24 protein-coding genes and 2 tRNA genes are annotated in these 23,313 nt (G+C 68.0%); 15 read left to right on the plus strand and 11 right to left on the minus strand.

Translation table 11 applies throughout. The annotated features are described in order from the left end of the window. Window positions 1-17 precede the first annotated feature (17 nt). The 8 genes from gnd (at window position 18) to ACFRFH_RS05765 (ending at window position 7,915) form a co-directional block, all read left to right on the plus strand. The gene (gene gnd / locus ACFRFH_RS05730; protein WP_382462030.1) at window positions 18-905 is read left to right on the plus strand and encodes a phosphogluconate dehydrogenase (NAD(+)-dependent, decarboxylating); all 888 of its coding nucleotides are present in this window, start codon (window positions 18-20) and stop codon (window positions 903-905) included. Window positions 906-911: 6 nt separating this feature from the next. Beyond that, on the plus strand, window positions 912-2,066 hold the full coding sequence (recF, locus tag ACFRFH_RS05735) for a DNA replication/repair protein RecF (RefSeq protein WP_382462031.1): 1,155 nt from the start codon (window positions 912-914) through the stop codon (window positions 2,064-2,066). Window positions 2,067-2,092: 26 nt separating this feature from the next. Next, window positions 2,093-2,536 (plus strand): DUF721 domain-containing protein, encoded by a 444-nt coding sequence (locus tag ACFRFH_RS05740; protein WP_382462734.1) that lies wholly within the window; start codon window positions 2,093-2,095, stop codon window positions 2,534-2,536. A gap of 123 nt (window positions 2,537-2,659) precedes the next feature. Next, window positions 2,660-4,669, plus strand: a complete 2,010-nt coding sequence (gyrB, locus tag ACFRFH_RS05745; RefSeq protein ID WP_382462032.1) for a DNA topoisomerase (ATP-hydrolyzing) subunit B — start codon at window positions 2,660-2,662, stop codon at window positions 4,667-4,669. Between the two features lie 43 nt (window positions 4,670-4,712). Continuing rightward, entirely contained in the window at window positions 4,713-7,271 is a 2,559-nt protein-coding gene (gene gyrA, locus ACFRFH_RS05750) for a DNA gyrase subunit A (RefSeq protein WP_382462033.1), read from the plus strand. After that, window positions 7,261-7,674 (plus strand): DUF3566 domain-containing protein, encoded by a 414-nt coding sequence (locus tag ACFRFH_RS05755; protein ID WP_369961733.1) that lies wholly within the window; start codon window positions 7,261-7,263, stop codon window positions 7,672-7,674. The genes gyrA and ACFRFH_RS05755 overlap by 11 nt, the downstream gene beginning before the upstream one ends. Window positions 7,675-7,740: 66 nt before the next feature. Continuing rightward, window positions 7,741-7,817: transfer RNA gene (locus ACFRFH_RS05760), tRNA-Ile, on the plus strand. 25 nt (window positions 7,818-7,842) lie between these two features. Beyond that, window positions 7,843-7,915, plus strand: a tRNA-Ala gene (locus ACFRFH_RS05765). 19 nt (window positions 7,916-7,934) lie between these two features. On the opposite strand, the gene ACFRFH_RS05770 is transcribed toward ACFRFH_RS05765, so the two are convergent. Further along, window positions 7,935-8,408, minus strand: coding sequence for an Lrp/AsnC family transcriptional regulator (locus tag ACFRFH_RS05770; protein WP_382462034.1), 474 nt, complete (start codon window positions 8,406-8,408; stop codon window positions 7,935-7,937). 99 nt (window positions 8,409-8,507) lie between these two features. Between ACFRFH_RS05770 and ACFRFH_RS05775 the strand changes: the two genes are divergently transcribed. Continuing rightward, window positions 8,508-8,942, plus strand: a complete 435-nt coding sequence (locus ACFRFH_RS05775; protein ID WP_382462735.1) for a rhodanese-like domain-containing protein — start codon at window positions 8,508-8,510, stop codon at window positions 8,940-8,942. 103 nt (window positions 8,943-9,045) lie between these two features. Here ACFRFH_RS05775 and ACFRFH_RS05780 read toward each other — a convergent pair whose 3' ends face one another. After that, window positions 9,046-9,753, minus strand: a complete 708-nt coding sequence (locus ACFRFH_RS05780) for a DUF3800 domain-containing protein (protein ID WP_382462035.1) — start codon at window positions 9,751-9,753, stop codon at window positions 9,046-9,048. A 32-nt stretch (window positions 9,754-9,785) separates the two neighbouring features. Beyond that, window positions 9,786-10,649, minus strand: a complete 864-nt coding sequence (locus tag ACFRFH_RS05785; RefSeq protein ID WP_382462036.1) for an Fpg/Nei family DNA glycosylase — start codon at window positions 10,647-10,649, stop codon at window positions 9,786-9,788. Window positions 10,650-10,697: 48 nt separating this feature from the next. Here ACFRFH_RS05785 and ACFRFH_RS05790 point away from each other — a divergent pair, with 48 nt between their 5' ends. Continuing rightward, the gene (locus ACFRFH_RS05790) at window positions 10,698-11,135 is read left to right on the plus strand and encodes an NUDIX hydrolase (RefSeq protein ID WP_382462037.1); all 438 of its coding nucleotides are present in this window, start codon (window positions 10,698-10,700) and stop codon (window positions 11,133-11,135) included. A gap of 7 nt (window positions 11,136-11,142) precedes the next feature. Here the strand turns inward: ACFRFH_RS05790 and ACFRFH_RS05795 are convergent, their stop codons facing one another. Both ACFRFH_RS05795 and ACFRFH_RS05800 read right to left on the minus strand, forming a co-directional pair. Further along, window positions 11,143-11,346, minus strand: a complete 204-nt coding sequence (locus ACFRFH_RS05795; RefSeq protein WP_382462038.1) for a PspC domain-containing protein — start codon at window positions 11,344-11,346, stop codon at window positions 11,143-11,145. Between the two features lie 82 nt (window positions 11,347-11,428). Beyond that, entirely contained in the window at window positions 11,429-11,983 is a 555-nt protein-coding gene (locus ACFRFH_RS05800; RefSeq protein WP_382462039.1) for a hypothetical protein, read from the minus strand. Between the two features lie 124 nt (window positions 11,984-12,107). On the opposite strand from ACFRFH_RS05800, the gene ACFRFH_RS05805 reads away from it, so the two are divergent. After that, complete coding sequence (locus tag ACFRFH_RS05805) at window positions 12,108-12,647, plus strand: peptidylprolyl isomerase (RefSeq protein WP_382462040.1); 540 nt, start codon at window positions 12,108-12,110, stop codon at window positions 12,645-12,647. A 27-nt stretch (window positions 12,648-12,674) separates the two neighbouring features. After that, window positions 12,675-13,532 carry a rhomboid family intramembrane serine protease gene (locus ACFRFH_RS05810; protein ID WP_382462041.1) on the plus strand — a complete coding sequence of 286 codons (858 nt, stop codon included), beginning with the start codon at window positions 12,675-12,677 and terminating at the stop codon, window positions 13,530-13,532. A 179-nt stretch (window positions 13,533-13,711) separates the two neighbouring features. On the opposite strand, the gene ACFRFH_RS05815 is transcribed toward ACFRFH_RS05810, so the two are convergent. Next, complete coding sequence (locus ACFRFH_RS05815; RefSeq protein ID WP_179604135.1) at window positions 13,712-13,972, minus strand: cell division protein CrgA; 261 nt, start codon at window positions 13,970-13,972, stop codon at window positions 13,712-13,714. Window positions 13,973-14,080: 108 nt separating this feature from the next. Here ACFRFH_RS05815 and ACFRFH_RS05820 point away from each other — a divergent pair, with 108 nt between their 5' ends. The 3 genes from ACFRFH_RS05820 to ACFRFH_RS05830 are packed head-to-tail and all read left to right on the plus strand — an operon-like array spanning window position 14,081 to window position 15,684. Next, entirely contained in the window at window positions 14,081-14,887 is an 807-nt protein-coding gene (locus ACFRFH_RS05820) for a class E sortase (protein WP_382462042.1), read from the plus strand. A gap of 3 nt (window positions 14,888-14,890) precedes the next feature. Beyond that, the gene (locus ACFRFH_RS05825) at window positions 14,891-15,049 is read left to right on the plus strand and encodes a hypothetical protein (protein ID WP_382462043.1); all 159 of its coding nucleotides are present in this window, start codon (window positions 14,891-14,893) and stop codon (window positions 15,047-15,049) included. Further along, a complete protein-coding gene (locus ACFRFH_RS05830; RefSeq protein ID WP_382462044.1) occupies window positions 15,046-15,684 on the plus strand; it encodes an aminodeoxychorismate/anthranilate synthase component II in 639 nt (212 codons plus the stop codon). Before ACFRFH_RS05825 ends, ACFRFH_RS05830 begins: the two co-directional genes overlap by 4 nt. Window positions 15,685-15,703: 19 nt before the next feature. Here the strand turns inward: ACFRFH_RS05830 and pknB are convergent, their stop codons facing one another. The 5 genes from pknB to ACFRFH_RS05855 all read right to left on the minus strand — a co-directional run bounded on the left by pknB (window position 15,704) and on the right by ACFRFH_RS05855 (window position 23,311). Next, the gene (gene pknB, locus ACFRFH_RS05835; RefSeq protein ID WP_382462045.1) at window positions 15,704-17,398 is read right to left on the minus strand and encodes a Stk1 family PASTA domain-containing Ser/Thr kinase; all 1,695 of its coding nucleotides are present in this window, start codon (window positions 17,396-17,398) and stop codon (window positions 15,704-15,706) included. A 114-nt stretch (window positions 17,399-17,512) separates the two neighbouring features. Then, window positions 17,513-19,228 carry a serine/threonine protein kinase gene (locus ACFRFH_RS05840; protein WP_382462046.1) on the minus strand — a complete coding sequence of 572 codons (1,716 nt, stop codon included), beginning with the start codon at window positions 19,226-19,228 and terminating at the stop codon, window positions 17,513-17,515. Then, window positions 19,225-20,679, minus strand: coding sequence for a peptidoglycan D,D-transpeptidase FtsI family protein (locus ACFRFH_RS05845; protein WP_382462047.1), 1,455 nt, complete (start codon window positions 20,677-20,679; stop codon window positions 19,225-19,227). Before ACFRFH_RS05845 ends, ACFRFH_RS05840 begins: the two co-directional genes overlap by 4 nt. Window positions 20,680-20,682: 3 nt before the next feature. After that, window positions 20,683-22,080: an FtsW/RodA/SpoVE family cell cycle protein gene (locus ACFRFH_RS05850; RefSeq protein WP_382462048.1), complete on the minus strand. Its 1,398-nt coding sequence runs from the start codon at window positions 22,078-22,080 to the stop codon at window positions 20,683-20,685. Next, entirely contained in the window at window positions 22,064-23,311 is a 1,248-nt protein-coding gene (locus tag ACFRFH_RS05855) for a PP2C family protein-serine/threonine phosphatase (RefSeq protein WP_382462049.1), read from the minus strand. The genes ACFRFH_RS05850 and ACFRFH_RS05855 overlap by 17 nt, the downstream gene beginning before the upstream one ends. Between the last annotated feature and the right edge of the window lie 2 nt (window positions 23,312-23,313).

The raw sequence follows: 23,313 nt of genomic DNA on the forward strand, positions 1-23,313 counted from the left end.
AGAGAAGAAGGACAATCATGCACATCGGCCTCATCGGTCTCGGACGCATGGGCAACAACATGCGCGCTCGCCTGGAGAAGAAGGGCATCGAGGTCACCGGCTACGACACCAACCGCGACGTGTCGGATGTGGCGACGCTCGCGGACCTCGTCGCGGCCCTCCCCGCTCCGCGCACCGTGTGGGTCATGGTGCCGGCCGGTCAGGTCACCGACTCGGTGATCAGCGACCTGGAGCCGCTGCTCGAGAAGGGCGACCTTGTCATCGACGGCGGCAACTCGAAGTTCACCGAGGACTTCAAGCACGCCGAGCAGCTCGCGCCGAAGGGTGTGGACTTCATGGACGCCGGTGTCTCCGGCGGCATCTGGGGTCTGGACAACGGCTACGGTCTGATGGTCGGCGGTTCCAAGGAGCAGGTCGAGCGCGTCATGCCCGTCTTCGACGCGCTGCGTCCGGAGGGTCCGCGCGACGAGGGCTTCGTCCACGTCGGCGAGGTGGGGGCCGGCCACTACGCGAAGATGGTGCACAACGGTATCGAGTACGCCCTGATGCAGGCCTACGCCGAGGGCTACGAGCTGCTCGACACCCGCAAGGACATCATCAAGGACGTCACCGGCACCTTCAAGGCGTGGCAGCGCGGCACGGTCGTGCGCTCCTGGCTGCTCGACCTCCTGGTGCGCGCCCTGGAGCAGGACCCGGAGTTCGAGCACATCGAGGGTTTCGTGGACGACTCGGGCGAGGGCCGGTGGACCGTCGAGGAGGCGCTCAACAACGCCGTCCCCGTCCCCACCATCAGCGCGTCGATCTTCGCGCGCTTCGTCTCCCGCCAGAAGGACTCGCCCGCGATGAAGGCCGTCGCCGCCCTCCGCAACCAGTTCGGCGGCCACGCCGTGAAGGCCGTGGACTAACCCTCATTGAGAGTTACACATCTTTCCCTGACTGATTTCCGCAACTATCGCACCGCGGATGTCCCGTTCGCGGCCGGCGCCAATCTGTTCGTCGGCCGCAACGGTCAGGGCAAGACCAACCTCGTCGAATCGCTCGGCTACCTGAGCACTCTCGGTTCGCACCGGGTGTCGAGCGATCAGGCGATGATCCGCAAGGACACCGACTCGGCGATCGTGCGGGCGCGCATCGAGCACGACGGCCGCGAGCTCCTCGTGGAGGTGCAGCTCAACCGCTCCTCGCCGAACCGGGCGCAGGTGAACCGCGGCGCGATCAAGCCGCGCGAGCTGCCACGGTACTTCTCCAGCGTGCTGTTCGCCCCGGAGGATCTCGCGCTGGTGCGCGGCGAGCCGGGTATCCGCCGCCGGTTCCTGGATCAGCTCCTGATCCAGCGCAGCCCGCGGTTCTCGGCGGTCATCGCCGACTACGAGCGCGTGCTGAAGCAGCGGAACACCCTGCTGAAGTCAGCGCGCGCCTCCCGTGTGAAAGGCGACCAGCTCGGAACACTCGACATCTGGGACGAGCGACTGGTCGCGCTCGGCACCGAACTGGTGGATGCCCGCCTCGACCTGGTCGCCCGGCTCAGCGACCCGCTCGTCGCGGCGTACCGCTCGGTCGCCGGCGACGACCACCATCCCCGGCTGATCCCGCAGCTCACCATCCGCGGCGCCCACATCGACGATGAGGACGACGACGCCGAGACCGACGTAACCACCTCATCCGGTGACACCGCGGAGGTCTTCCGCGGTGCGCTGGCGGCCGTGCGCTCGAAGGAGCTGGAGCGTGGCCTCACCCTGGTCGGGCCGCACAGGGACGACGTCCTGTTCGAGCTCAACGGCCTCCCCGCCAAGGGCTACGCCAGCCACGGCGAGTCCTGGTCGTTCGCGCTGGCACTGAAACTGGCCTCCGCCGAGCTGCTCCGCCAGGAGTCCTCGACCGGAGACCCCGTACTGATCCTCGACGATGTCTTCGCGGAGCTGGATCAGGCCCGCAGACGGATGCTCGCAACCGCCGTAGCAGGTTACGAGCAGGTCCTCATCACGGCGGCCGTCTACGACGACGTCCCGGAGACCCTCACCGCCCACACCGTGCGGATCGAGGCCGGGACTATCGTGGGATCGTGAGCGAGGCGTCGGCCGTGTACCTGCGGATGAAGGAGCTCTTCACGGGCACCCCTTCCCGCAGCCGGAGGAAGCGCGGCCCGGAAGACCCCTCCGCGTCGAAGCCTTTCGGCGCCGGACGAGACCCGCGCGGACTCGGCGACGTGGTCGACGCCCTCGCACAGCAGCTCGGCTGGACCGCTCCGCTCGCGAAGTCCGACCTCCTGGAGGGCTGGGAGCAGCTCGCCGGCGAGGAGACTGCCAAGCACGCCATTCCCGACCAGATCACCGACGGCGTGCTGGTCGTGCGCTGCGAGTCGACGGCCTGGGCGACGCAGCTGCGGATGATGCGTTCGGAGCTCCTGGTCCGCATCGGTGAGCGGTTCCCCGACGCCGACATCCAGTCGATCCGTTTTCAAGGCCCGGACGCCCCCTCCTGGAAACGCGGTCCCAGGTCGATTCCAGGGCGCGGTCCGCGCGATACTTACGGCTGACAGCACAAAAGAGGTCGCCCGTCCAAAGAAAACGCCTCAGAGGGGCGATTTCGGGCATTCCGGCTCCCTGCCCTTGGTAGAATGGAGAGTCACTGTCAGGTGCGGTCAGGAGCCAAATTTCATATGACGATGGAACCGAACAGGGCCGAGGCGGAACACGACTACGGCGCGAATGAGATCCAGATCCTCGAAGGTCTCGAAGCCGTCCGCAAACGACCCGGAATGTACATCGGCTCCACCGGCCCCCGCGGCCTCCACCACCTGGTGTACGAGATCGTCGACAACTCCGTCGACGAGGCGCTCGCCGGTCACGCCGACAACATCGAGGTGACGATCCTCCCCGACGGCGCTGTCCGGGTGGACGACAACGGCCGCGGCATCCCCGTGGACGAGCACCCGACCGAGAAGAAGTCCACGGTGGAGGTCGTCCTCACGATCCTGCACGCCGGCGGAAAGTTCGGCGGAGGCGGCTACGCGGTCTCCGGCGGTCTCCACGGTGTCGGCTCGTCCGTCGTGAACGCGCTCTCCTCCCGCCTCGACGTCGAGGTCCACCGGCAGGCGCACGTCTGGCGGCAGAGCTACCGCAACGGCGTGCCGCAGGCCCCGCTCGAGAAGGGCGAGGCATCCGACCGTCAGGGAACGATCATCACGTTCTGGCCGAGCCCCGACACGTTCGAGACGGTCGTGTTCGACTACGACACCCTCCGCACCCGTTTCCAGCAGATGGCGTTCCTCAACAAGGGACTGCGCATCGCGCTCACCGACGAGCGCCCGCCCGAGGTCGAGCCGGTCGAGGGAGAAGTGGAAGAGGACGCGACGGTGTTCGCCGCGCGTTCCGACGTCTTCCTCTACGAGCGCGGCCTGACCGACTACGTGCACTACCTCAACTCCGCCAAGAAGGCAGAGGTGGTCCACGACGAGATCATCTCGTTCGAGTCGGAGGACACCGAGCGCAAGATCGCGCTCGAGGTCGCCATGCAGTGGACCACGAGCTACAACGAGTCCGTCTTCACGTACGCGAACACGATCAACACCCACGAGGGCGGCACGCACGAGGAGGGTTTCCGCGCTGCGCTGACCACGCTGGTCAACCGGTACGCGCGCGAGAAGAACATCCTCAAGGAGAAGGACGACAACCTCTCCGGCGAGGACGTGCGCGAGGGCCTCACCGCCGTCATCTCGGTCAAGCTGTCCGAGCCGCAGTTCGAAGGACAGACCAAGACCAAGCTCGGCAACACGGAGGCCAAGGCGTTCGTGCAGAAGGTCGTCGGCGACCAGCTCGGCGACTGGTTCGACCGCAACCCGAACCAGGCCAAGGAGATCATCCGCAAGGCGCTCCAGGCCGCGACCGCGCGCCTCGCCGCCCGCAAGGCGCGCGAGACCGCCCGGCGCAAGGGCCTGCTGGAGAGCGGCGGGATGCCCGGCAAGCTCAAGGACTGCGCCTCCAAGGACCCGACGCTGTCGGAGATCTTCATCGTCGAGGGCGACTCGGCAGGCGGCTCGGCCGTCCAGGGCCGCAACCCTGAGACGCAGGCCATCCTCCCGCTGCGCGGCAAGATCCTCAACGTCGAGAAGGCCCGGCTCGACCGCGCCCTCGCGAACAACGAGGTCCAGGCCATGATCACGGCGTTCGGCGCCGGCATCGGCGAGGACTTCAACCCGGAGAAGGCGCGCTACCACAAGATCGTGCTGATGGCCGACGCCGATGTGGACGGCCAGCACATCACGACCCTGCTGCTGACGCTGCTGTTCCGCTACATGCGGCCGCTCATCGAGCTCGGCTACGTGTACCTCGCACAGCCGCCGCTCTACCGCCTCAAGTGGTCGAACGCCGACCACGAGTACGTCTACTCCGACCGCGAGCGCGACGCCTTCCTCGCGGAGGGTCTGGCCGCCGGCAAGCGCATCCCCAAGGACAATGGCGTGCAGCGCTACAAGGGTCTCGGTGAGATGGACTACAAGGAGCTGTGGGAGACCACGATGAACCCGGAGACGCGCACGCTGCTCCAGGTCACGCTCGACGACGCGGCCGCCGCCGACGAGATCTTCGCCACCCTGATGGGCGAGGACGTCGAGTCGCGCCGTTCGTTCATCCAGAAGAACGCCAAGGACGTGCGTTTCCTCGACATCTGAGGATGCGCAACGACAAGACCCCACGGTCTGAGAAGAGAGCACTGTGACGGACGAGACCCCCACCGGCGAAGGCTTCGGCATCCACGGCAGGATCGACCAGGTCGACCTGCAGTCGGAGATGCAGCGGTCGTACCTCGACTACGCGATGAGCGTCATCGTCGGGCGCGCGCTGCCCGAGGTGCGCGACGGCCTGAAGCCGGTCCACCGGCGCGTGATCTACGCGATGTTCGACGGCGGCTACCGTCCGGACAAAGCGTTCTCCAAGTGCGCCCGCGTCGTCGGCGACGTGATGGGGCAGTTCCACCCGCACGGTGACTCCGCCATCTACGACGCGCTCGTGCGCCTCGTGCAGCCGTGGAGCCTGCGCTACCCGCTCGCGCTCGGCCAGGGCAACTTCGGCTCGCCCGGCAACGACGGCGCCGCCGCCCCGCGATACACCGAGACCAAGATGGCCCCGCTGGCGCTGGAGATGGTCAGGGACATCGACGAGGAGACCGTCGACTTCCAGGACAACTACGACGGTCGCACGCAGGAGCCGGCCGTCCTCCCTGCCCGCTTCCCGAACCTCCTCGTCAACGGGTCGGTGGGTATCGCGGTCGGCATGGCCACGAACATCCCGCCGCACAACCTGCGGGAGGTCGCCGACGGCGCCCTCTGGCACCTCGCGCACCCGGAGGCCCCCCGCGAGGAGCTGCTCGAGGAGCTGATCAAGCGGATCAAGGGCCCGGACTTCCCGACCGGCGCACAGATCCTCGGCATCAAGGGCATCCAGGACACCTACCGCACCGGCCGCGGCTCGATCACGATGCGCGCCGTCGTCAGCATCGAGGAGCTCCAGGGCCGCGTCTGCCTGGTCGTCACGGAGCTGCCGTACCAGGTGAACCCGGACAACCTCGCGATCAAGATCGCCGAGCTGGTGAAGGACGGCCGCGTCGGCGGCATCGCCGACATCCGCGATGAGACCTCCGGCCGCACCGGTCAGCGCCTCGTGATCGTCCTCAAGCGCGACGCGGTCGCGAAGGTCGTGCTGAACAACCTCTACAAGCACACCCAGCTGCAGGAGAACTTCGGCGCCAACATGCTGGCGATCGTGGACAACGTCCCGCGCACGCTCGCGCTCGACGGCTTCATCACCGCCTGGGTCGAGCACCAGATCGAAGTCATCGTCCGCCGCACCCGTTTCCGCCTCCGTAAGAAAGAGGAGCGGGCCCACATCCTGCGCGGCTACCTCAAGGCGCTTGACGCGCTGGACGAGGTCATCGCTCTCATCCGCCGGTCGCCCACCGTGGAGGACGCGCGCGAGGGACTGAAGGGCCTCCTCGACGTCGACGACACCCAGGCCGACGCCATCCTGGCCATGCAGCTCCGCCGCCTCGCCGCGCTGGAGCGCCAGAAGATCATCGAGGAGCACGACCAGATCGAACTCGAGATCCTCGACCTCAAGGCGATCCTCGCGGACCCGGTTCGCCAGCGCACGATCGTGAGCGAGGAGCTCACCGAGATCGTCGACCGCTTCGGTGACGACCGCCGCACCGAGATCATGTTCGGTTTCGACGGTGACATGAGCATGGAGGACCTCATCCCCGAAGAGGAGATGGTGGTCACGGTCACGCGCGGCGGCTACATCAAGCGCACGCGCAGCGACAACTACCGCAGCCAGCACCGCGGCGGCAAGGGCGTCAAGGGCGCCCAGCTCCGCGGCGAGGACGTGGTCGACCACTTCTTCGTCACCACGACGCACCACTGGCTCCTCTTCTTCACGAACAAGGGCCGCGTCTACCGCGCCAAGGCGTACGAGCTGCAGGAGGCCGGCCGCGACGCGAAGGGCCAGCACGTCGCGAACCTGCTCGCCATGCAGCCGGACGAGGATATCGCGGAGATCCTGGACATCCGCGACTACAACGCCGCGCAGTACCTGGTGCTCGCCACCCGCGACGGCCTCATCAAGAAGACCGCGCTCGAGGAGTACGACACCAACCGGTCCGGCGGCATCATCGCGATCAAGCTCCGCGAGGACGACGAGCTCGTCTCCGCGCTCCTGGTCGAGGAGGACTCCGACCTCCTGCTCGTCTCCCGCAAGGGCATGTCGATCCGATTCACAGCAACCGACGAGGCGCTCCGGCCGATGGGTCGCTCCACCTCCGGTGTGATCGGGATGCACTTCCGCGGCGACGACAGTCTGCTCGACGCGGCCGTCGTCTCCGACGAGGGTTATGTCTTCGTGGTGACCGAGGGAGGGTATGCCAAGCGCACGTCCGCCGACCAGTACCGCCTCCAGAACCGCGGCGGCCTGGGCATCAAGGTCGCCAAACTGAGCGACGACCGAGGGGATCTGGTGGGTTCTCTCATCGTCGATGAGGACGACGAGGTCCTGGTGGTTCTTGCCAGCGGCAAGGTGGTACGCTCTGCCGTGGCCGAGGTACCCGCCAAGGGCCGAGACACCATGGGTGTCGTTTTTGCACGTTTCGCCGAGACAGACAAGATCATCGCTCTGGCGAAGAACACCGAGCGCAACCTGGATTCCCAGGAAGCCGATGCAGAATCGGTAGCCGACGATGAAACCGGTCGCCCCGGGAAGGATGAAGCCGTAGATGAGCAGTAGCGTCGCCGAGAAACTCGCGAGGAAGTCGACACGACGACCCACGTCCGCCAAGCAGGTGCGACTGAAGCTCGTCTACGTCGACTTCTGGTCGACCGTGAAGCTCTCGTTCCTCGCAGGCATCTGCCTGGCGATCATCGCGATCGTCGGCACCTTCCTGATCTGGACCGTCCTCGACCGCACCGGTATCTTCGACCAGCTCAACGGCCTGGTCAAGGACGTCTCCGGCGCCAGCGGCGGCGACCTCCGCTCCGTGCTCGGCCTCGGCCAGGTCATGGGCTTCTCGCTGGTGGTGGGCATCCTCGACATCGTCGTGGTGACCGCTCTCGGCGCCGTCTTCGCGCTGCTCTACAACCTGTCGGTCAAGATCACGGGCGGCCTGCTCGTGGGCTTCACCAACAACTGAGCGCGGCCGGCACTCGATTTCACCATCCGGGCTCAGATCAGGTACCCTCTAATCTGTTGCCCATTCGGGGATATAGCTCAGGCGGTTAGAGCGCTTCGCTGATAACGAAGAGGTCCGAGGTTCAAGTCCTCGTATCCCCACCATGTGTCGTGACGGACACCATCACCCGGGGCCTTAGCTCAGTTGGTAGAGCGCCTGCTTTGCAAGCAGGATGTCAGGAGTTCGAATCTCCTAGGCTCCACAGTGTTTTTCAGTCGCGATCAGGCGCGTTCAGCAGCAGGAGGCGCGATCGCCCGCGTCGGGGCGGTGCTCGAGTAGGCGATGCTCGTCGTCACGCTTCCGAGGGTCCCGATCGTGCCCGACACCTGTTCGAGGTGGCGCATCGAGGTCGCGACGACTTTCAGGATGAAGCAGTCGTCGCCCGTGACGTGGTGCGCCTCCAGGACCTCCGGCGTGATCGCGAGCAGGTCGTGCAGCGGCTTGTACTGGCTGCTCGGGTAGCGCAGTCGCAGGAACGCGAGGATGCCGTACCCCAGGCGCTCGGGGTCCACGACCGCACGGTAACCCGAGACGACGCCCGCTTCCTCCAGCCTCCTGACGCGTTCGGCGACGGCGCTGTTCGACATGTGGACGGTGCGGGCGAGCTCCGCGATCGACTGCCGGCCATCGCGCTGGAGCTCGGCGAGGAGCGCGCGATCGACTCCGTCGGCGGTGAACGGTGGATTCACGGTCATGAGGGGATTCTGGCACGGAAGTGACGGTCTGAGTGGTCGGATGCCGTGGATCGCCTGTTCAAATCGCGCTTCGACCTCCCTACTGTGGTGTCCATGACCATGACCACGACGACCTCCGAGGCCACACAGCACTTCGCGGCGAAACTCCGCTTCGAGACCGACCCCTCCGATGTACGCTCGGCGCAGCTGGCGGGGGAGCGCTTCACGCTGATCGACAGCCGCGGCGACGCCGCGTGGGCACAGGGTCGGATCGCCGGCGCCGTCCACCTCCCGTCGGCGGAGATCGCCGAGCGGGCCGTCGCGCTGGTGCCGATCGACCTGCCGGTGGTGGTGTACTGCTGGGGCCCGGGCTGCAACGGGTCGACCCGCGCCGCCCTCGCGTTCAGCCTGCTGGGCTACGAGGTGCGAGAGCTGATCGGCGGCTTCGAATACTGGGCACGCGAAGGCCTCCCGGTGGAGGACGACCAGGGGCCTGTGGAGCGGGCGGCGGACCCGCTGACTGCGCCGGTGGGCGCGGTGAACTGCGCGTGCTGATGGTGGTGGACATCGTCGGCTTGCTGAGATAAGATATTTACAGCAGGACCCCGAAAGGCCTCCCGCATCTGCCAACGCCCCGCTCGCGCGGGGCGTTGTGTTTTCACGGGTGCCACACGTATTCGCTCACGGTGATCGTCCGTATGTGAGCAACGATTTTCGCTACCGAGCGGCGTGCCCGGGGATCGCGTTCCGCGATGGTCCGATCGCGGTTCAGGAAGAACGTTGCGACGTCTGCGGCCTGGAGAAGTCTGCTCTCGTGCGACGGGCCGAAGTAGATCGTGTCCGCGATGCAGCGAAGGGCGTCGGTCGTGTAGCCCGGAGCGGCAGCAGACTTGAAGTCACGGAGGCTGCGACGCGCCCGCGTGGCTGCCCGATGCTCGTCAGCCAACACCAACCCGAGAGAGTCATCGTCGAATCGCCCGAGCTGACGCTGCACCTCGGCGAGAGTGTGCGCGAGAGTGAGCAGGTGCGGTGGATGCGGCCGACTATAACGGCTGCGCAGCGCAGTGAGGTCGACGCCGCGGAACACATACGACGCCGTTGAGCGAGCAAGGACCTTGGCCACGAGGTCGCATGCTTTGACCCGCCACGCGATTGGTACCGCTCGCCAATCGCGATGTCCGTGAAACATGTCGACGGCATGAAACTCCGCGCCGGGGTCGAAAGCAGGAACATGATAAGAGACCAGTTCTGCGATCTCGTTCAGGCCGTGCTCGATGGATCGAATAGCATCTGGATCGGCGATCAGGGCACCAATGAAGTAGAAGCGATCACTTCGAGCAGATTCATCGACGTAGATCAGGCGCACGTCAACAGATTACTAAAATCTGACATCGCGGACTACTTGAGCAGCCGCGACAGCACCCGATCCGCCAGCGGCTTCCCGCCCGTCTGGCATGTCGGGCAGTACTGCAGCGTGGAGTCCGCGAAGATCACCTGCCGGATCGTGTCGCCGCAGACCGGGCACGGCTGGCCCGTGCGGCCGTGGACGCGCATCCCCGACTTCTTCTCGCTCTTCAGCTCTGACGCGGCCAGGCCCTCCGAGCGGGCGAGGGCCTCGTGGAGCGTCTCCTCGAGCGCGGCGTAAAGGCGGTCGACCTCCTCGGCGCTCATCGAGGCGGGCTTGAAGGGGGACATCTTCGCGACGTGCAGGATCTCGTCCGAGTAGGCGTTGCCGATTCCGGCGATCAGCGCCTGGTTGCGCAGCACACCCTTGATCTGGGCGCGGCCCTGGCCGGCGAGGATGGCGCCGAACGCCTCCCGTGTGAACGCCGCGTCGAGGGGGTCGGGGCCGAGGCGGGCGACGCCGGGCACCTCCGCCGGGTCGCGGACGATGGAGATGGCGAGGCTCTTCTTCGTGCCGGCCTCGGTGATGTCCAGACCCGAACCGCCGTCGAGGACCAGCCGCGCCGCCAGCGGCCCCCTGCTCGGGCGCCCGGTCGGCGGGGGCGGCGGGGTCTCGCGCCAGCGGATCCAGCCCGCCCGCGCGAGATGGATGACGATGTGGAGGTCGCCGGCGGCGATGTCGAGGAACTTGCCGTGGCGGCTGACCCCGGAGATCGTCAGCCCCTTCAGGGCCTCGGGCGGAGGATCGAAGGTCTTCAGCGCGGAGAACGCGATGATGCTCAGCCGGTCGATGACGCGACCGGTCAGGCGCTCGCCCAGGTCGGCGGCGAGGGCGGTGACTTCCGGCAGTTCGGGCACCACCCCATACTGCCGCTCTCCACCGACGAGCGGCAGTAGGGTGTCGGAATGGACATCAGGGTCGCCGCGTACGGCGTCATCGTTGACGGGCCGCGCATCCTGCTCGCGCACTGGAACGAGGGCGGCCGCTCCGGGTGGACGCTGCCCGGCGGCGGGATCGAGCCCGGCGAGGACCCGCTCGACGCGGTCGTGCGCGAGATCCAGGAGGAGACCGGCTTCGAGGCGCGGGCGGAGGAGCTGCTCGGCATCGACTCGAAGATCGTCCCTGCCGAGGCGCGCTTCGTCCCGGAGGCCGGGCCGCTGCACGCGCTCCGGATCGTCTACCGCGCGACCGTCACCGGCGGGAGCCTGAGGAACGAGCTCGACGGGACGACGGACGAGGCGGCCTGGTTCGCGCTCGCGAGCATCCCGAACCGGCGGGTCGACCTGGTCGACGTCGCGCTGCGCATGGCCGGTCTCGGCGACCTGGCCCGCCCGGAGCGCTGAACCGCGGTCAGGCCACTCGGGTGACCGGGCGCTGCTCGGCCGGGATGATGATCCACATCGCGATGTAGGCGATGAACTGCGGCCCCGGCAGCAGCAGGGACAGCAGGAAGAGCAGCCGCACCGTCAGCGGCTTCACGCCGAAACGGTTGGCCAGTCCGGCGCAGACGCCTCCGAGGATGCGGCCGTCGATGGGTCGCTGCAAAGTGTTCATGCCTCCAGCCTCGTCTTCACGGGACCGGAGCACCATCGGGGAAACCCCCGATTCGACCCTGGGGACGGCTGCCCCCGGAGGACTACTCCGCGGCGGGAGTGGTGGGCTCCTCGTCGGCGACCCAGAGCTCGTCGTCCGCGCGGAAGGTCTGCCAGACCGCGTAGAGCAGCCCAGCTGCCGCGATGACGCCCAGGCCGACCGCGATGACCGTGCCCGCACCGGGACCCGAGTTGCGGGACGCCGCTGACGCCTTCTTCGTGACCTCCTTGCGCGCCTTGGTGAAATCACCGGCGAAGGCTGCACTGCGCGCGGCCCGCGCGTGGTCGACGACCGAGAGCGCGGTTCCGACAGCGGTGCCGACGGCCGGGATCACGTCGCCCACGAAGCGGTCGCGTGCGACGCCCGCATAGTGGCCGGCCGAGTCCTTGGCCGACTGGGCGACGGGACGGACGTACGAGTCGTAACCGTCGCGCACCCGCGGCGCGAGCTCCTCACGGGAGTAGTGGGCGGCCTGCTTGCGGGCCGCGGCCGCCAGAGCGTTGGCGTTCGCGATCACTTCCTGCTGCTGCCCCCACAGCTCCTGCGCGTCACTCCGCAGACGGTCGAGCTCCTTCTGGCGCTTCCGTGTCAGGCTCATTCTGGACCTCCATTGCGTCGGCTGGGCGAACTGACTCCATCTTGCCACCGAAAGCCCTGAGGATGGCCCGAGAGCCGAAGTGCGCTCCCGAAACCCAACTGGGCCCTGTGCAAGAATTAGTGGCATGTCTAAGCACACCGCTGTCGCCACGCTCCACACTAACTACGGAGACATCAAGGTCAACCTCTTCGGCAACCACGCTCCGAAGACGGTCCGTAACTTCGTGGGCCTCGCGACCGGTGAGATCGAGTGGACGCACCCCGCCACCGGCGAGAAGACGAACAAGCCGCTCTACGACGGCGTGGTCTTCCACCGCATCATCCCCGGCTTCATGATCCAGGGCGGCGACCCGCTCGGTCAGGGCATCGGCGGCCCCGGCTACCAGTTCGACGACGAGATCAACCCCGAGCTCGACTTCACCCAGCCGTACATCCTCGCGATGGCCAACGCCGGCGTCCAGGGCGGTCGCGGCACAAACGGCTCGCAGTTCTTCATCACCGTCGCGCCCACCACCTGGCTGCAGGGCAAGCACACCATCTTCGGCGAGATCGCGGACGACGCGTCCCGCAAGATCGTCGACAAGCTGGCGGAGCTGCCGACCGACGCCCGCGACCGTCCCCTCGACGACGTCGTGATCGAGTCGGTCGAGATCGACCAGGCCTGAGTTCTGCTGGAGGGCGGAGAGGGAACCATGTCTCAGCCCGTCGACGCTCCGACGAGCGTCTGCTACCGGCACCCCGATCGCGTCAGCCATGTGCGCTGCCAGCGCTGCGGCCGCGCGATCTGCGGTGAGTGCCAGACTCCCGCCGCGGTGGGAGTGATCTGCCCGGAGTGCATGGCGCAGCAGCGCGCCACCGCGCCGCGCACCCGGTCGCCCTGGATCTCTCGGCTCACGGGGCCGGGAGCGCCGGTGGTGACGTATGCGATCATCGGCATCTGCATCGTGGTCTTCATCCTGCAGAACCTGCCGGTGATCGGCTCGCAGGTCACCAACTCATTGCTGTACGCGGGGGCCTACTCGTACCCGTCCGGCTCGCTGTCGCCGGCGCTCGCGTTCGAGCCGTGGCGGATGCTGACCTCGGTCTTCCTGCACGCGAACATCATCCACATCGCGCTCAACATGTACACGCTGTGGATCTTCGGAATGGCGCTGGAGCCCGTGCTCGGCCGGGCGCGATTCCTCACGCTGTTCCTGATCAGCGGGTTCGCCGGGTCGCTCGGCGTGCTGCTGCTCTCCCCAGCCGGTCAGCCGGTCATCGGCGCGTCCGGTGCCATCTTCGGCATGCTGGGCGCCTTCTTCATCATCCAGCGCCGGCTCGGCGGAAACGGGATGCAGATCCTCGTCCTGGTCGGCCTCAACCTGGCGATCGGCTTCCTGCCCGGCATGAACATCGCGTGGCAGGCCCACGTCGGCGGTCTCGTCGGCGGCGCCCTGGCCGGGCTGATCTACGTCGAGACGCGCATGCCGTCGCGGCGCCGCTGGCAGACACCGCTCATCGTGGTGCTCTGCGCGGTGCTCGTCGGCGCCAGCCTGCTGCACTTCGTCTGACGCCGGGCACTTCCCCACAACGCGTGGATAAGTTATCCACAGCCTTATTAACAGTGGGGATAATTACACCGGTGTAACTCTCCACAGGCTTATTAACACTGGGGAGAAGCCGACTGCAGGGCTGTGGGCGGTGGGGAGAACTGCTGTGGATAAGTGGAGGACGGCGGGCGAGGACGCGGTCAGCGCCAGCGGGTGGTCATCAGGAAGCCGATGAAGGCGATCCCGAAGCCGACCAGGATGTTCCACGCGCCGAGGGCGGGGATCGGGTACTGGTTCTGGCTGACGTAGAAGACGATGATCCAGATGAGCCCGAGCAGCATGAAGCCGAACATGACGGGCTTGAACCAGACGGGGTTGGGTGCGTCCTCGCCGGTTGCGGCCGAGCTGCGCTCGGGACGGGCGGAGCGCTCGAGCTTGGTCTTGGACTTGGTGCGTGCCATAGCACACAAGTGTAGCGGGCGCGGTCTGAACGTTCGTGGCGATGCAGGCGTGCAGTTCCCGGGAAACACCCGGTTTGGCGAGGCGCGCTCCCGCTTAGAATGTGCCATATGACCGTCCCCGCAGAGCCCGAGCGCCACCGCGCCGGCTCGCGCCGCGCGGCCCGGCCTCCGCGCCGCACGCGCAGCGCAGGCGAAGTGGTCCTCACCGTCATCGGCGAGCTGCTCATCACGGCCGGCGTGCTGGTCGGCCTCTTCCTCGGCTGGCAGGTGTGGTGGAACAACCTCGTCCTGTCGGGCCAGCAGACCTCGGCGGCGCAGGAGCAGAGCAAGAAGTGGATCGACGACGCGATCAAGGCCCCGCGGCCGACGCCGACGGACCCGTCGTCCCCCGAGGCCGTCGACCCTCCCGTGATGGCGCAGCCCGCGGATTACGAGCCGTTCGCCGTGATCTACATCCCGCGCCTCGGGCCGGACTGGAAGCGTACGATCCGCGAGACGGTCGACGTCGAGAAGGTCCTCAACAGCTACACCGCGGGCGTCGGCCACTACGCCGGTACGGCGATGCCGGGGGCGGTCGGCAACTTCGCCGTCGCCGGGCACGACTCGGGCTGGGGCAACACCTTCATCGACCTGTCCAAGCTGCAGCTGGGCGACCGCATCTACGTGCAGACCAAGGACGGCTGGTACACCTACCTCTTCCGCAACTTCGAGTTCGTGCAGCCCACGCAGGTGCAGGTGATCGCGTCGGTGCCGCATCATCCCGACGTGCAGCCCATCGACAGACTGATGACGATCACGACATGCAACCCGCCGTTCCACGCGGGCGAGCGGCTGATCGCCTACAACGTCTACGCGGGCTACCAGCCCACCCAGAACGTTCCGAATGAGATCCGCGCAGCGGTGACGGGAGGCTGAACCATGTACGGAGCACTGTGGCGCATCCTCCCCGGGCCGGTCTGGCTGCGCATCGTCATCCTGGTGGTCCTGTTCGCCGTCCTGCTGTGGGGGCTGGTGACCTGGGTCTTCCCGTGGGTGGATTCGCTCCTCGGACCCCAGGAAGGTACCGTTGGGCCGTGACCCGCGTACTCGTCATCGACAACTACGACAGCTTCGTCTACACGCTCAACGGCTACCTCCGTGAACTGGGCGCCGAGACCGAGGTCGTGCGCAACGACGACATCGCGATCGAGGACCTGGCGGCGCGCGTCGCGGAGTTCGACGCGGTGCTGGTGTCGCCCGGGCCGGGCAAGCCGGCCGACGCCGGGGTGTCCGTCCCTGTGGTCGAGCTCGCGCTGAAGGCGGGGACGCCGCTTCTCGGGGTCTGCCTCGGGCACCAGGCGATCGCCGAGGCCTTCGGCGGCGTGGTCACCAACGCCGAGGAGCTGATGCACGGCAAGACCTCGCAGGTCGAGCACGACGACAGTCTGCTGTTCGACGGGGTGCCGCAGCCGTTCACGGCGACGCGGTACCACTCGCTGGCGGTCGTGGACGGCACCCTTCCCGACGAGCTCGTCGTCACTGCGCGCACGGCCGGCGGCGTCATCATGGCACTGCAGCACCGGACCGCGCCCATCTATGGCGTGCAGTTCCACCCGGAGTCGGTGCTCACCGAGGGCGGCTACCGGATGCTCGGCAACTGGCTCGAGAAGTGCGGCCTTGCCGGCGCGGCGGAGGCGTCCCGTTCGCTCAACCCGCTGGTGAAGCTGGGCTGAGCCGAGCCTTCCTGCGCGGTCAGCCCGAGCAGTAGGTGAGGCCGACCGTGCTCCCCTGGGGCACGTCGCCCGGCGCGACCGTCTGCGTGTGCACCAGCGGTGCGCCGCTGTTCTGCTTGCAGGTCGAGTCCGCCTTCGGATCGGCCGTCAGCCCGAGCTGCTGGAGCAACGAGGTCGCCGCGGGCAGGGATTGGCCGGTGAGGTCGGTCAGCGTGACCTTGCCGCTCGAGACGGTGAGGGCGATCGCGTCGCCCTCGTGCGCGTTGCTGCCGGCGGCCGGCGAGGTCTGGATGACGACGTTGGCCGGCACCGTCGCGGAGTTCTGCGTCGTGACCGGGCCGAGAGCGAGTCCTGCCGTCGTCAGCGCCTGCTTCGCGGCGTCCTGCGTCATGTTGGTGAGGTCGGGGACGGACACGGACTTCTTGCCCGTCGACACGAAGACGTTGATGGTGTCGCCGGTGGCCACGACGATCCCGGCGGCCGGGTCGGTACGGATGACCTGACCGTCCGCGTAGGTGGAGCTGGCCTCCGTCGACTGCGTCCACTTGAGCTTGAGGTCCTCGAGCTGCTTCGTCGCCTTGTCGAGCGTCTGCCCGGACAGGTTCGGCACCTGACGGGAGCTGTCCGGCATGGTCGTGCTCGGCGCGATTCTCAGCACCCAGGCCAGGACCGCGACGATCACGACCGCCATCACGGCGATGCCGGCCCAGATCCAGATGACCGGTGGGCGGCGCTGCGTGCGGACCATCGTCTGGTCCTCCGCGAGCTGACGGAAGGCGGCCTCCGGGCCGGAGACCGAGCTCGGCGGCGCACCGAAGAGCGTCTCGGAGAACTCGTCCGGCTGCTTGTGGACGGGGACGCGCCCTGCGGCGGCCTCCTCCAGGTCGTGACGGAAGTCGGCGACGGTCTGGTAGCGCTCGAAACGGTCCTTGGTGAGGGCGTGGGCGACCACGGTGTCCATCGCCGGGGAGACCTTGGGGTTCACGGTGCTCGGCGCGACGGGCGTCTCGCTGACGTGCTGGTAGGCGACGGCGACCGGGGTGTCGCCGCGGAACGGCGGCCGGCCGGTCAGCATCTCGAACAGGACGACGCCGGTCGAGTAGAGGTCGGTGCGCGCGTCGACCGTCTCGCCCTTGGCCTGCTCCGGCGAGAAGTAGCTGGCGGTGCCGAGCACCGCGGTCGTCTGCGCGACCGTGGCGGAGGAGTCGCTGATGGCGCGAGCGATGCCGAAGTCCATCACCTTGACCTGGCCGGTCGTCGTGACCATGACGTTGCCCGGCTTGATGTCGCGGTGCACCACGCCCGCGCGATGCGAGTACTCGAGGGCTGTCAGGATGCCCTCGGTGATCCGGATCGCCTCGGCGACCTCCAGCGGGCCACGCTTGATGAGATCTTTCAGAAGAACGCCGTCGACGTACTCCATCACGATGAAGGGGAGCTGCGCCTCGTGGCCGTTCGGCTCGCGGACGGTCTCCTCGCCCGCGTCGAACACCCGCACGATGGTCGGGTGCGTCATCCGCGCCGCCGCCTGGGCCTCCTGACGGAAGCGCGTGCGGAACGCCGGATCCGTCGCCAGGGACGGCTTGAGCAGCTTGATGGCGACCGTGCGGCCCAGCCGGGTGTCCGTCCCACGGTGCACGTCGGACATGCCGCCGCGACCGACGAGCTCGCCCACCTGATATCGGCCTGCGAGCAGGCGGCTATCTGGGCTCAAGACGGGCTCCTTTTCGGGTGGTGGCTTCTGGCTCCGGATAGTGTAGCGGGCCGACTCTGGATGTCTCCCCCGGGTGGGGGCAGACCGGTCGTCGTCAGTGGGGCGCGGCTCCGGTCACGGCGACGGGAGGGAGGTCGCGCCGCCGGCGGCCACGACCGTGTAGGGGGTCGTGGGCGACTGGGCGGACTCTACGGAGTCGCCCTGGTTGCAGAAGATCGAGTAACTGAGCGTGTAGTTGCCCGCAGCCGTCGGCGACCAGGTGAACTTGGAGTCGTTGACCGGCGCCTGCGGCTGCCCGTTGACGAACAGCCGGCGCCCGGTGAGGTTCTGGCCCGCCGGGCAGGTCGCCGAGCCGAACGACACCGTGATCTGCGAGTTGGCCGCTCCCTGGCCCGACGGCGGGGTGGCCGAGACCGAGTCGCTCGGCGTCGGGATCGGCGTAACCGGTCCGTAGACCTTGATGGTGATCGTCGTGCCCTTCTGCACCGGGCCGGTCGGGTTGACCGAGTACACCGTGTTGACCTGGCCGGCGGAGGAGGCCGCCGAGCCGGTCTGCACGTCGGCGACCATCCCGACGCCCTGGAGCTTCTGCCTGGCCTGGTCGGCGGTCAGGCCGAGGTAGTCGCCCTCGTTGATCTGCACCGTGGTGCTGGTCGGGGTGGGCGACGGCGTCGGCGAGGCCGGCGGGGTGGTGTGGACGACCGGCGGAGGTGTCGTGGTGGTCGCGACCGGGGTCTTGGGCTGTGCGAGCAGCGCGATGATCGTCCCGATGAGGACCAGGGCCAGGAGCGCGATGAGCGCGATGAGCGGCCACGTCCACGGGCTGCGCTTCTTCTCCTCGACCGGCTCCTCGGTCTCCTCCTCCTCGACAGCGGCACCGGCGGCCGCAGCGGGCAGCACCGTGGTGGCCTGGGTGGGGGCGACGTTCGGGGAGGTCATCAGCACGGTCGCGGCGTCGGCGGCGATCGCGGCGCCGAGCACGGCGGGCACCGACGCGGCCGCGGCACGGATGTCGCCGCGGCGCAGGGCCTGCGCTGCACGCGCCAGGTGGGCCGCCGAGGCGGGACGGTCGGCGGGGTTCTTGGCGATGCAGGCGAAGACGAGGTTGCGGACCGGCTCCGCGACCGTGGCCGGCAGCTCCGGCGGCGCCTCGTTGATCTGCGCCATCGCGATCGCGACCTGCGACTCGCCGGTGAACGGCCGGCGGCCCGCGAGGCACTCGTAGGCGACGATTCCGAGCGAGTAGATGTCGGTGGTCGGCGACGCCGGGTGGCCCGAGGCCTGCTCGGGCGACAGGTACTGCACCGTTCCCATCACCTGGCCCGTGGCGGTGAGCGGGACCTGGTCGGCGATGCGGGCGATGCCGAAGTCGGTGATCTTGACCCGGCCGTCCGGCGTGATCAGCAGGTTGCCCGGCTTGATGTCGCGGTGGACCAGCCCGGCGGCGTGCGCGGCGTGCAGAGCGGAGGCGGTCTGCGCGACGATGTCGAGGGTGCGGTCGCTGCTGAGGACATGCTCGCGCTCGAGGACGGTGGAGAGCGCCTCACCGGGCACCAGCTCCATCACGAGGAAGGCGCTGCCCTCCTCCTCGCCGTAGTCGTAGACGTTCGCGATGCCTTCGTGGTTGACGAGCGCGGCGTGCCTGGCCTCCGCGCGGAAGCGCTCGAGGAAGCCGGGGTCGCCGAGGTACTCGTCCTTGAGGATCTTGATGGCGACAGTGCGGCCGATGACCAGATCGGTCGCCTGCCAGACCTCGCCCATGCCGCCGATCGCGATGCGCGACTGCAGCTCGTAACGTCCTCCGAAGGTGAGCCCTGCTGTGGGTCTCATTTATTCAGCACCGCCTCTAGTACTTTTTTCGCGATCGGCGCGGCGATGGAGTTACCCGTGCCGCTCTGACCGCGTCCACCGCCATTTTCAACGACTACCGCAACCGCGAACTGAGGGTCGTTCGCCGGCGCGAATCCTGTGAACCACAGGGTGTACGGGTCGGTCGACCCGTTCTGCGCCGTCCCCGTCTTACCGCCGACCTCGACCCCGTCTATTCTTGCATTGCTCGCAACGCCGTGATCGACGCCGTCGACCATCATCTGCTTGATGGTGTCGGCGTTCTGCTGGCTCATCGGCTGCGAGAACTGCTGGGGCTGGAACGTCTCGATCGGCTGCAGATCCGACGAGCGGATCGAGTCGACCAGGTTCGGCGTCATCAGCTTTCCGCCGTTCGCGACCGCGGCCGACACCATCGCCATCTGCAGCGGGGTCGCACGGTCGTCCTTCTGCCCGAAGGAGCCGAGCGCGCGCTCCGCGGGGTCGGTGTAGAGCGGGTAGACGCTCTTCTCGACCGGGATCGGGATGCTCAGCGACTGGTTGAAGCCGAACTTGTCGGCCTGGTCCTTGATGACCTGCGGCTGCAGCTGCATCCCGAGCTCCGCGAACGGGATGTTGCAGGAGAGGATCTGCGCGGTCGCGATCGACACCGTCGCGCCGGGGCCGCAGGTGGTAAGCGAGTCGTTCTTGACGACGGTCGGGGAGCCGGGGAGGGGCAGCGAGGCCACGTTGGGGAGCTGGCTGTCCTTGGTGTACTGGCCCGTCCCGAAGGCGGAGGCGCTCATCACCGGCTTGAACGTGGAGCCGGGCGGGTTGAGGTTGCCGCCGATGGTGCGGTTGGTGAGCGGGCTGCCGGAGGTGTCGAGGAGCTGCTGGTAGGCCGTGTTGACAGCCGCGGTGTCGTGGGAGGCCAGCACGTTCGGGTCGTAGGTGGGCTTCGACACCATCGCGAGGATCTTGCCGGTCTTCGGCTCCAGCAGCACCACGGCGCCCTGGTAGTTCCCGAGGGCGTCCCAGGCCGCCTGCTGCGCCTTCGGGTCGATCGTCGTCTCGACCGTCGCGCCCTGCGGGTTCTTGCCGGTCAGGATCGAGTTGATCCGCTCGAAGAACTGCGAGTTGGAGCTGCCCGACAGCCGGTCGTCGAGGGCGCCCTCCAGTCCGGTCGCCTCGCCGTTGACCGGGTAGAAGCCCGTCACGGCCGAGTACAGCGGCCCGTTGCTGTACTGGCGCTGCCACTTGTAGACGTCGCTCGATGGCACGGACTGCGCGATCGGCTGGCCGGCGACGAGGATGGCGCCGCGCTGGGCCGCGTAGCTGTCGTTCCGCGCGCGGGTGTTGCGCGCGTCCGCGGCCAGGCTGTCCGCCTGGAAGGCCTGCAGGATCGACGTGGACACCAGCAGCGCCAGGAACATCACCAGCACGATCGTGCTGACCCGCTTGATCTCACGATTCATCGTTCAGCTCACCACCAGACGGGGTTGGTTGCGGACGGTGTCGGACAGCCGCAGCAGCAGCGCCACGATGATCCAGTTGGCCACCAGGGAGGAGCCTCCCGCCGCGAGGAACGGCGTCGTCAGACCGGTGAGCGGGATCACCCGCGTCACGCCGCCGATGACGATGAAGCACTGCAGGCCCACGGTGAACGACAGCCCCACCGCGAGCAGCTTGCCGAAGTCGTCCTGCCCGGCGAAGCCGATCCGGAGGCCGCGCGCGACGAAGATCAGGTAGAGGGCGAAGATCGCGAACAGGCCGGCGAGACCGAGCTCCTCTCCCATGCTGGCGATGATGTAGTCGCTCTGCGAAACCGGGGTGACCCAGGGCTCGCCCTGGCCGAGGCCGGTGCCGATCAGGCCGCCGTGCGCGAGGCCGAAGAGGCCCTGGACGAGCTGGAAGCTGCCGCCCTGCGCGTCGTAGACCTTCTGGGAGAACGGGTCGAGCCAGTTCGCGAACCGGTCGTGGACGTAGGGGAGGAGCTGACTGGCGACGATGGCGCCTCCGCCGATCAGCAGCACACCGAGGATCACCCAGCTGATCCGGGCGGTGGCGACGTACACCATCACGAGGAACAGCCCGAAGATGAGGAGGCCGGTGCCGAGGTCGCGCTGGAAGACGATGACGGCCATCGACATCAGCCAGACGATCAGCAGGGGGCCGAGGTCTCGTGCGCGCGGGAAGCGGATGCCGAGGAACTTCTTGCCCACCATCGAGAGCGAGTCCCTGGCCTGCACCAGATAGCCGGCGAAGAAGATCGCGAGGCAGAGCTTGGCGAGCTCGCCCGGCTGGAAGCTGAACGGGCCGATGCCGATCCACACCCGGGCTCCGTAGATCTCCCTGCCGATGCCGGGCAGCATCGGCAGGAGCAGCAGCACGAGCGCGGCGAGGCCGAAGATGTAGGTGTAGCGCTGAAGCACGCGGTGGTTGCGGATGACGACGATGACCGCGATGGCGCACACGATGGCGATGGCCGCCCAGGCGATCTGCTTGACGCCGGCGCTCGCCCAGCCGGAGTCCTTGAAGTGGATGTCGATCCGGTAGATCTCGGCGATCCCGAGGCCGGTGAGGAGGGTGGCGATCGGGAGCAGGAACGGGTCGGCCTGCGGCGCGATGATGCGGAGCGCGATGTGCATCCCGAGTACCAGGGCCGACAGGCCGGCCCCGAGGTAGACGAGCGTGAGGTCGAGGTGGCCGAGCGCGCCGAGCTGCACGAGGACGACTGCCGCGGCGTTGATGCCGCAGGCGATGATCAGGAGGAACAGCTCGAGGCTGCGCTGTTTGGCGGGCAGGCGCAGCCGCTTGACCGGGCCGGTGGCCGGCCTGGCCTGCTTCCGCTCGCTGACGCTACTGTTTTGCGGCATCGGTCAACTGGTCCACGATCGCGCGGGCGGCCGTCAGGTCGTCCGCGTTGATGGTCTGCTGCACGAGCTGCTTGTCGTACTGCGGGAGGCTCTTCACCGTCACATCGGACTCCTCGTAGACGTGCGAGAGCACGATCGGCCCGAGGTTCTGTTGCACGCCCTGGTAGATGGCGACCTTGCCGGCGGGCGACGAGCCGACGAAGAAGCGGGACTGGGTCCACTGGTACCCGAAGAGCACCGCGAGCACGATCGCGACGACGAGCACCGCCAGCCCGATCATCCAGGTGAGCCGGCGGCGGCGCGCCCGGCGCTCGTCCTCCTCGATCAGCTCGTCGAGGTAGTCGTCCGACTGCGGCTCGAAGTGCGTCGGACCGGTGGCGGGGCGCACCGGGTGGAGCCGGAGGGTCGGGAGGCGCGTGGCGCGGGTCGCAGGCTTGGGCTCGCCGAACTGGAGCGGGACCGACGCTGAGCCGACCGTGATCGGCTCCTTCACGACGTCGCCGCGGGCGACGTCCGCGATGTCGAGGATCACGGCGGTGACGTTGTCGGGCGCGCCGGCGTCGAGGCTCTGCTTGATGAGCTTGTCCGCGACCTGCTTGGGCGCGTCGCGCGTGGCGAGGGCCGCGAGGAGGTCGTCGTGCTTCACGACGCCGCTGAGTCCGTCCGAGCAGATCAGCCAGCGGTCGCCCGGCCGCGTCGCGAGGATGAGGGTGTCGATCTCGGGGGAGGCGTCGACGTCGCCGAGCACGCGCATCAGCACAGAGCGGCGCGGGTGGACCATCGCCTCCTCCTCCGTGATGCGGCCGCTGTCGACCAGCCGCTGCACGAAGGTGTGGTCGACCGAGACCTGGCTGAGCTCGCCGTCGCGGAAGAGGTAGATGCGGGAGTCGCCGATGTGGGCGATGGCCATCTCGTCGCCGACGCGCATGAGCGCGCTGACGGTGGTGCCCATCCCGGTGAGCTCCGGATGCTCGAAGACGGTCTCTGCGAGCAGCGAGTTGGCGGCGATCAGCGCGGACTGGAGGGCGAACTCCGCCTCAGGCGCCGTCTCGTACTCGCCGTCGGCCTCCTTGATGCGGTTGACCGCGATCGCGCTGGCGACGTCCCCGCCGGCGTGGCCGCCCATGCCGTCGGCCACCACGAACAGCTCATGCCCGGCATAGCCGGAGTCCTGGTTGTTCGAGCGGATCTTCCCGACGTGCGAGACGGCCGCTGCCCTATTGCCTGCCACGG

The sequence above is a fragment of the Leifsonia sp. NPDC056824 genome, assembly GCF_042789575.1.
Taxonomy (GTDB): domain Bacteria; phylum Actinomycetota; class Actinomycetes; order Actinomycetales; family Microbacteriaceae; genus Leifsonia.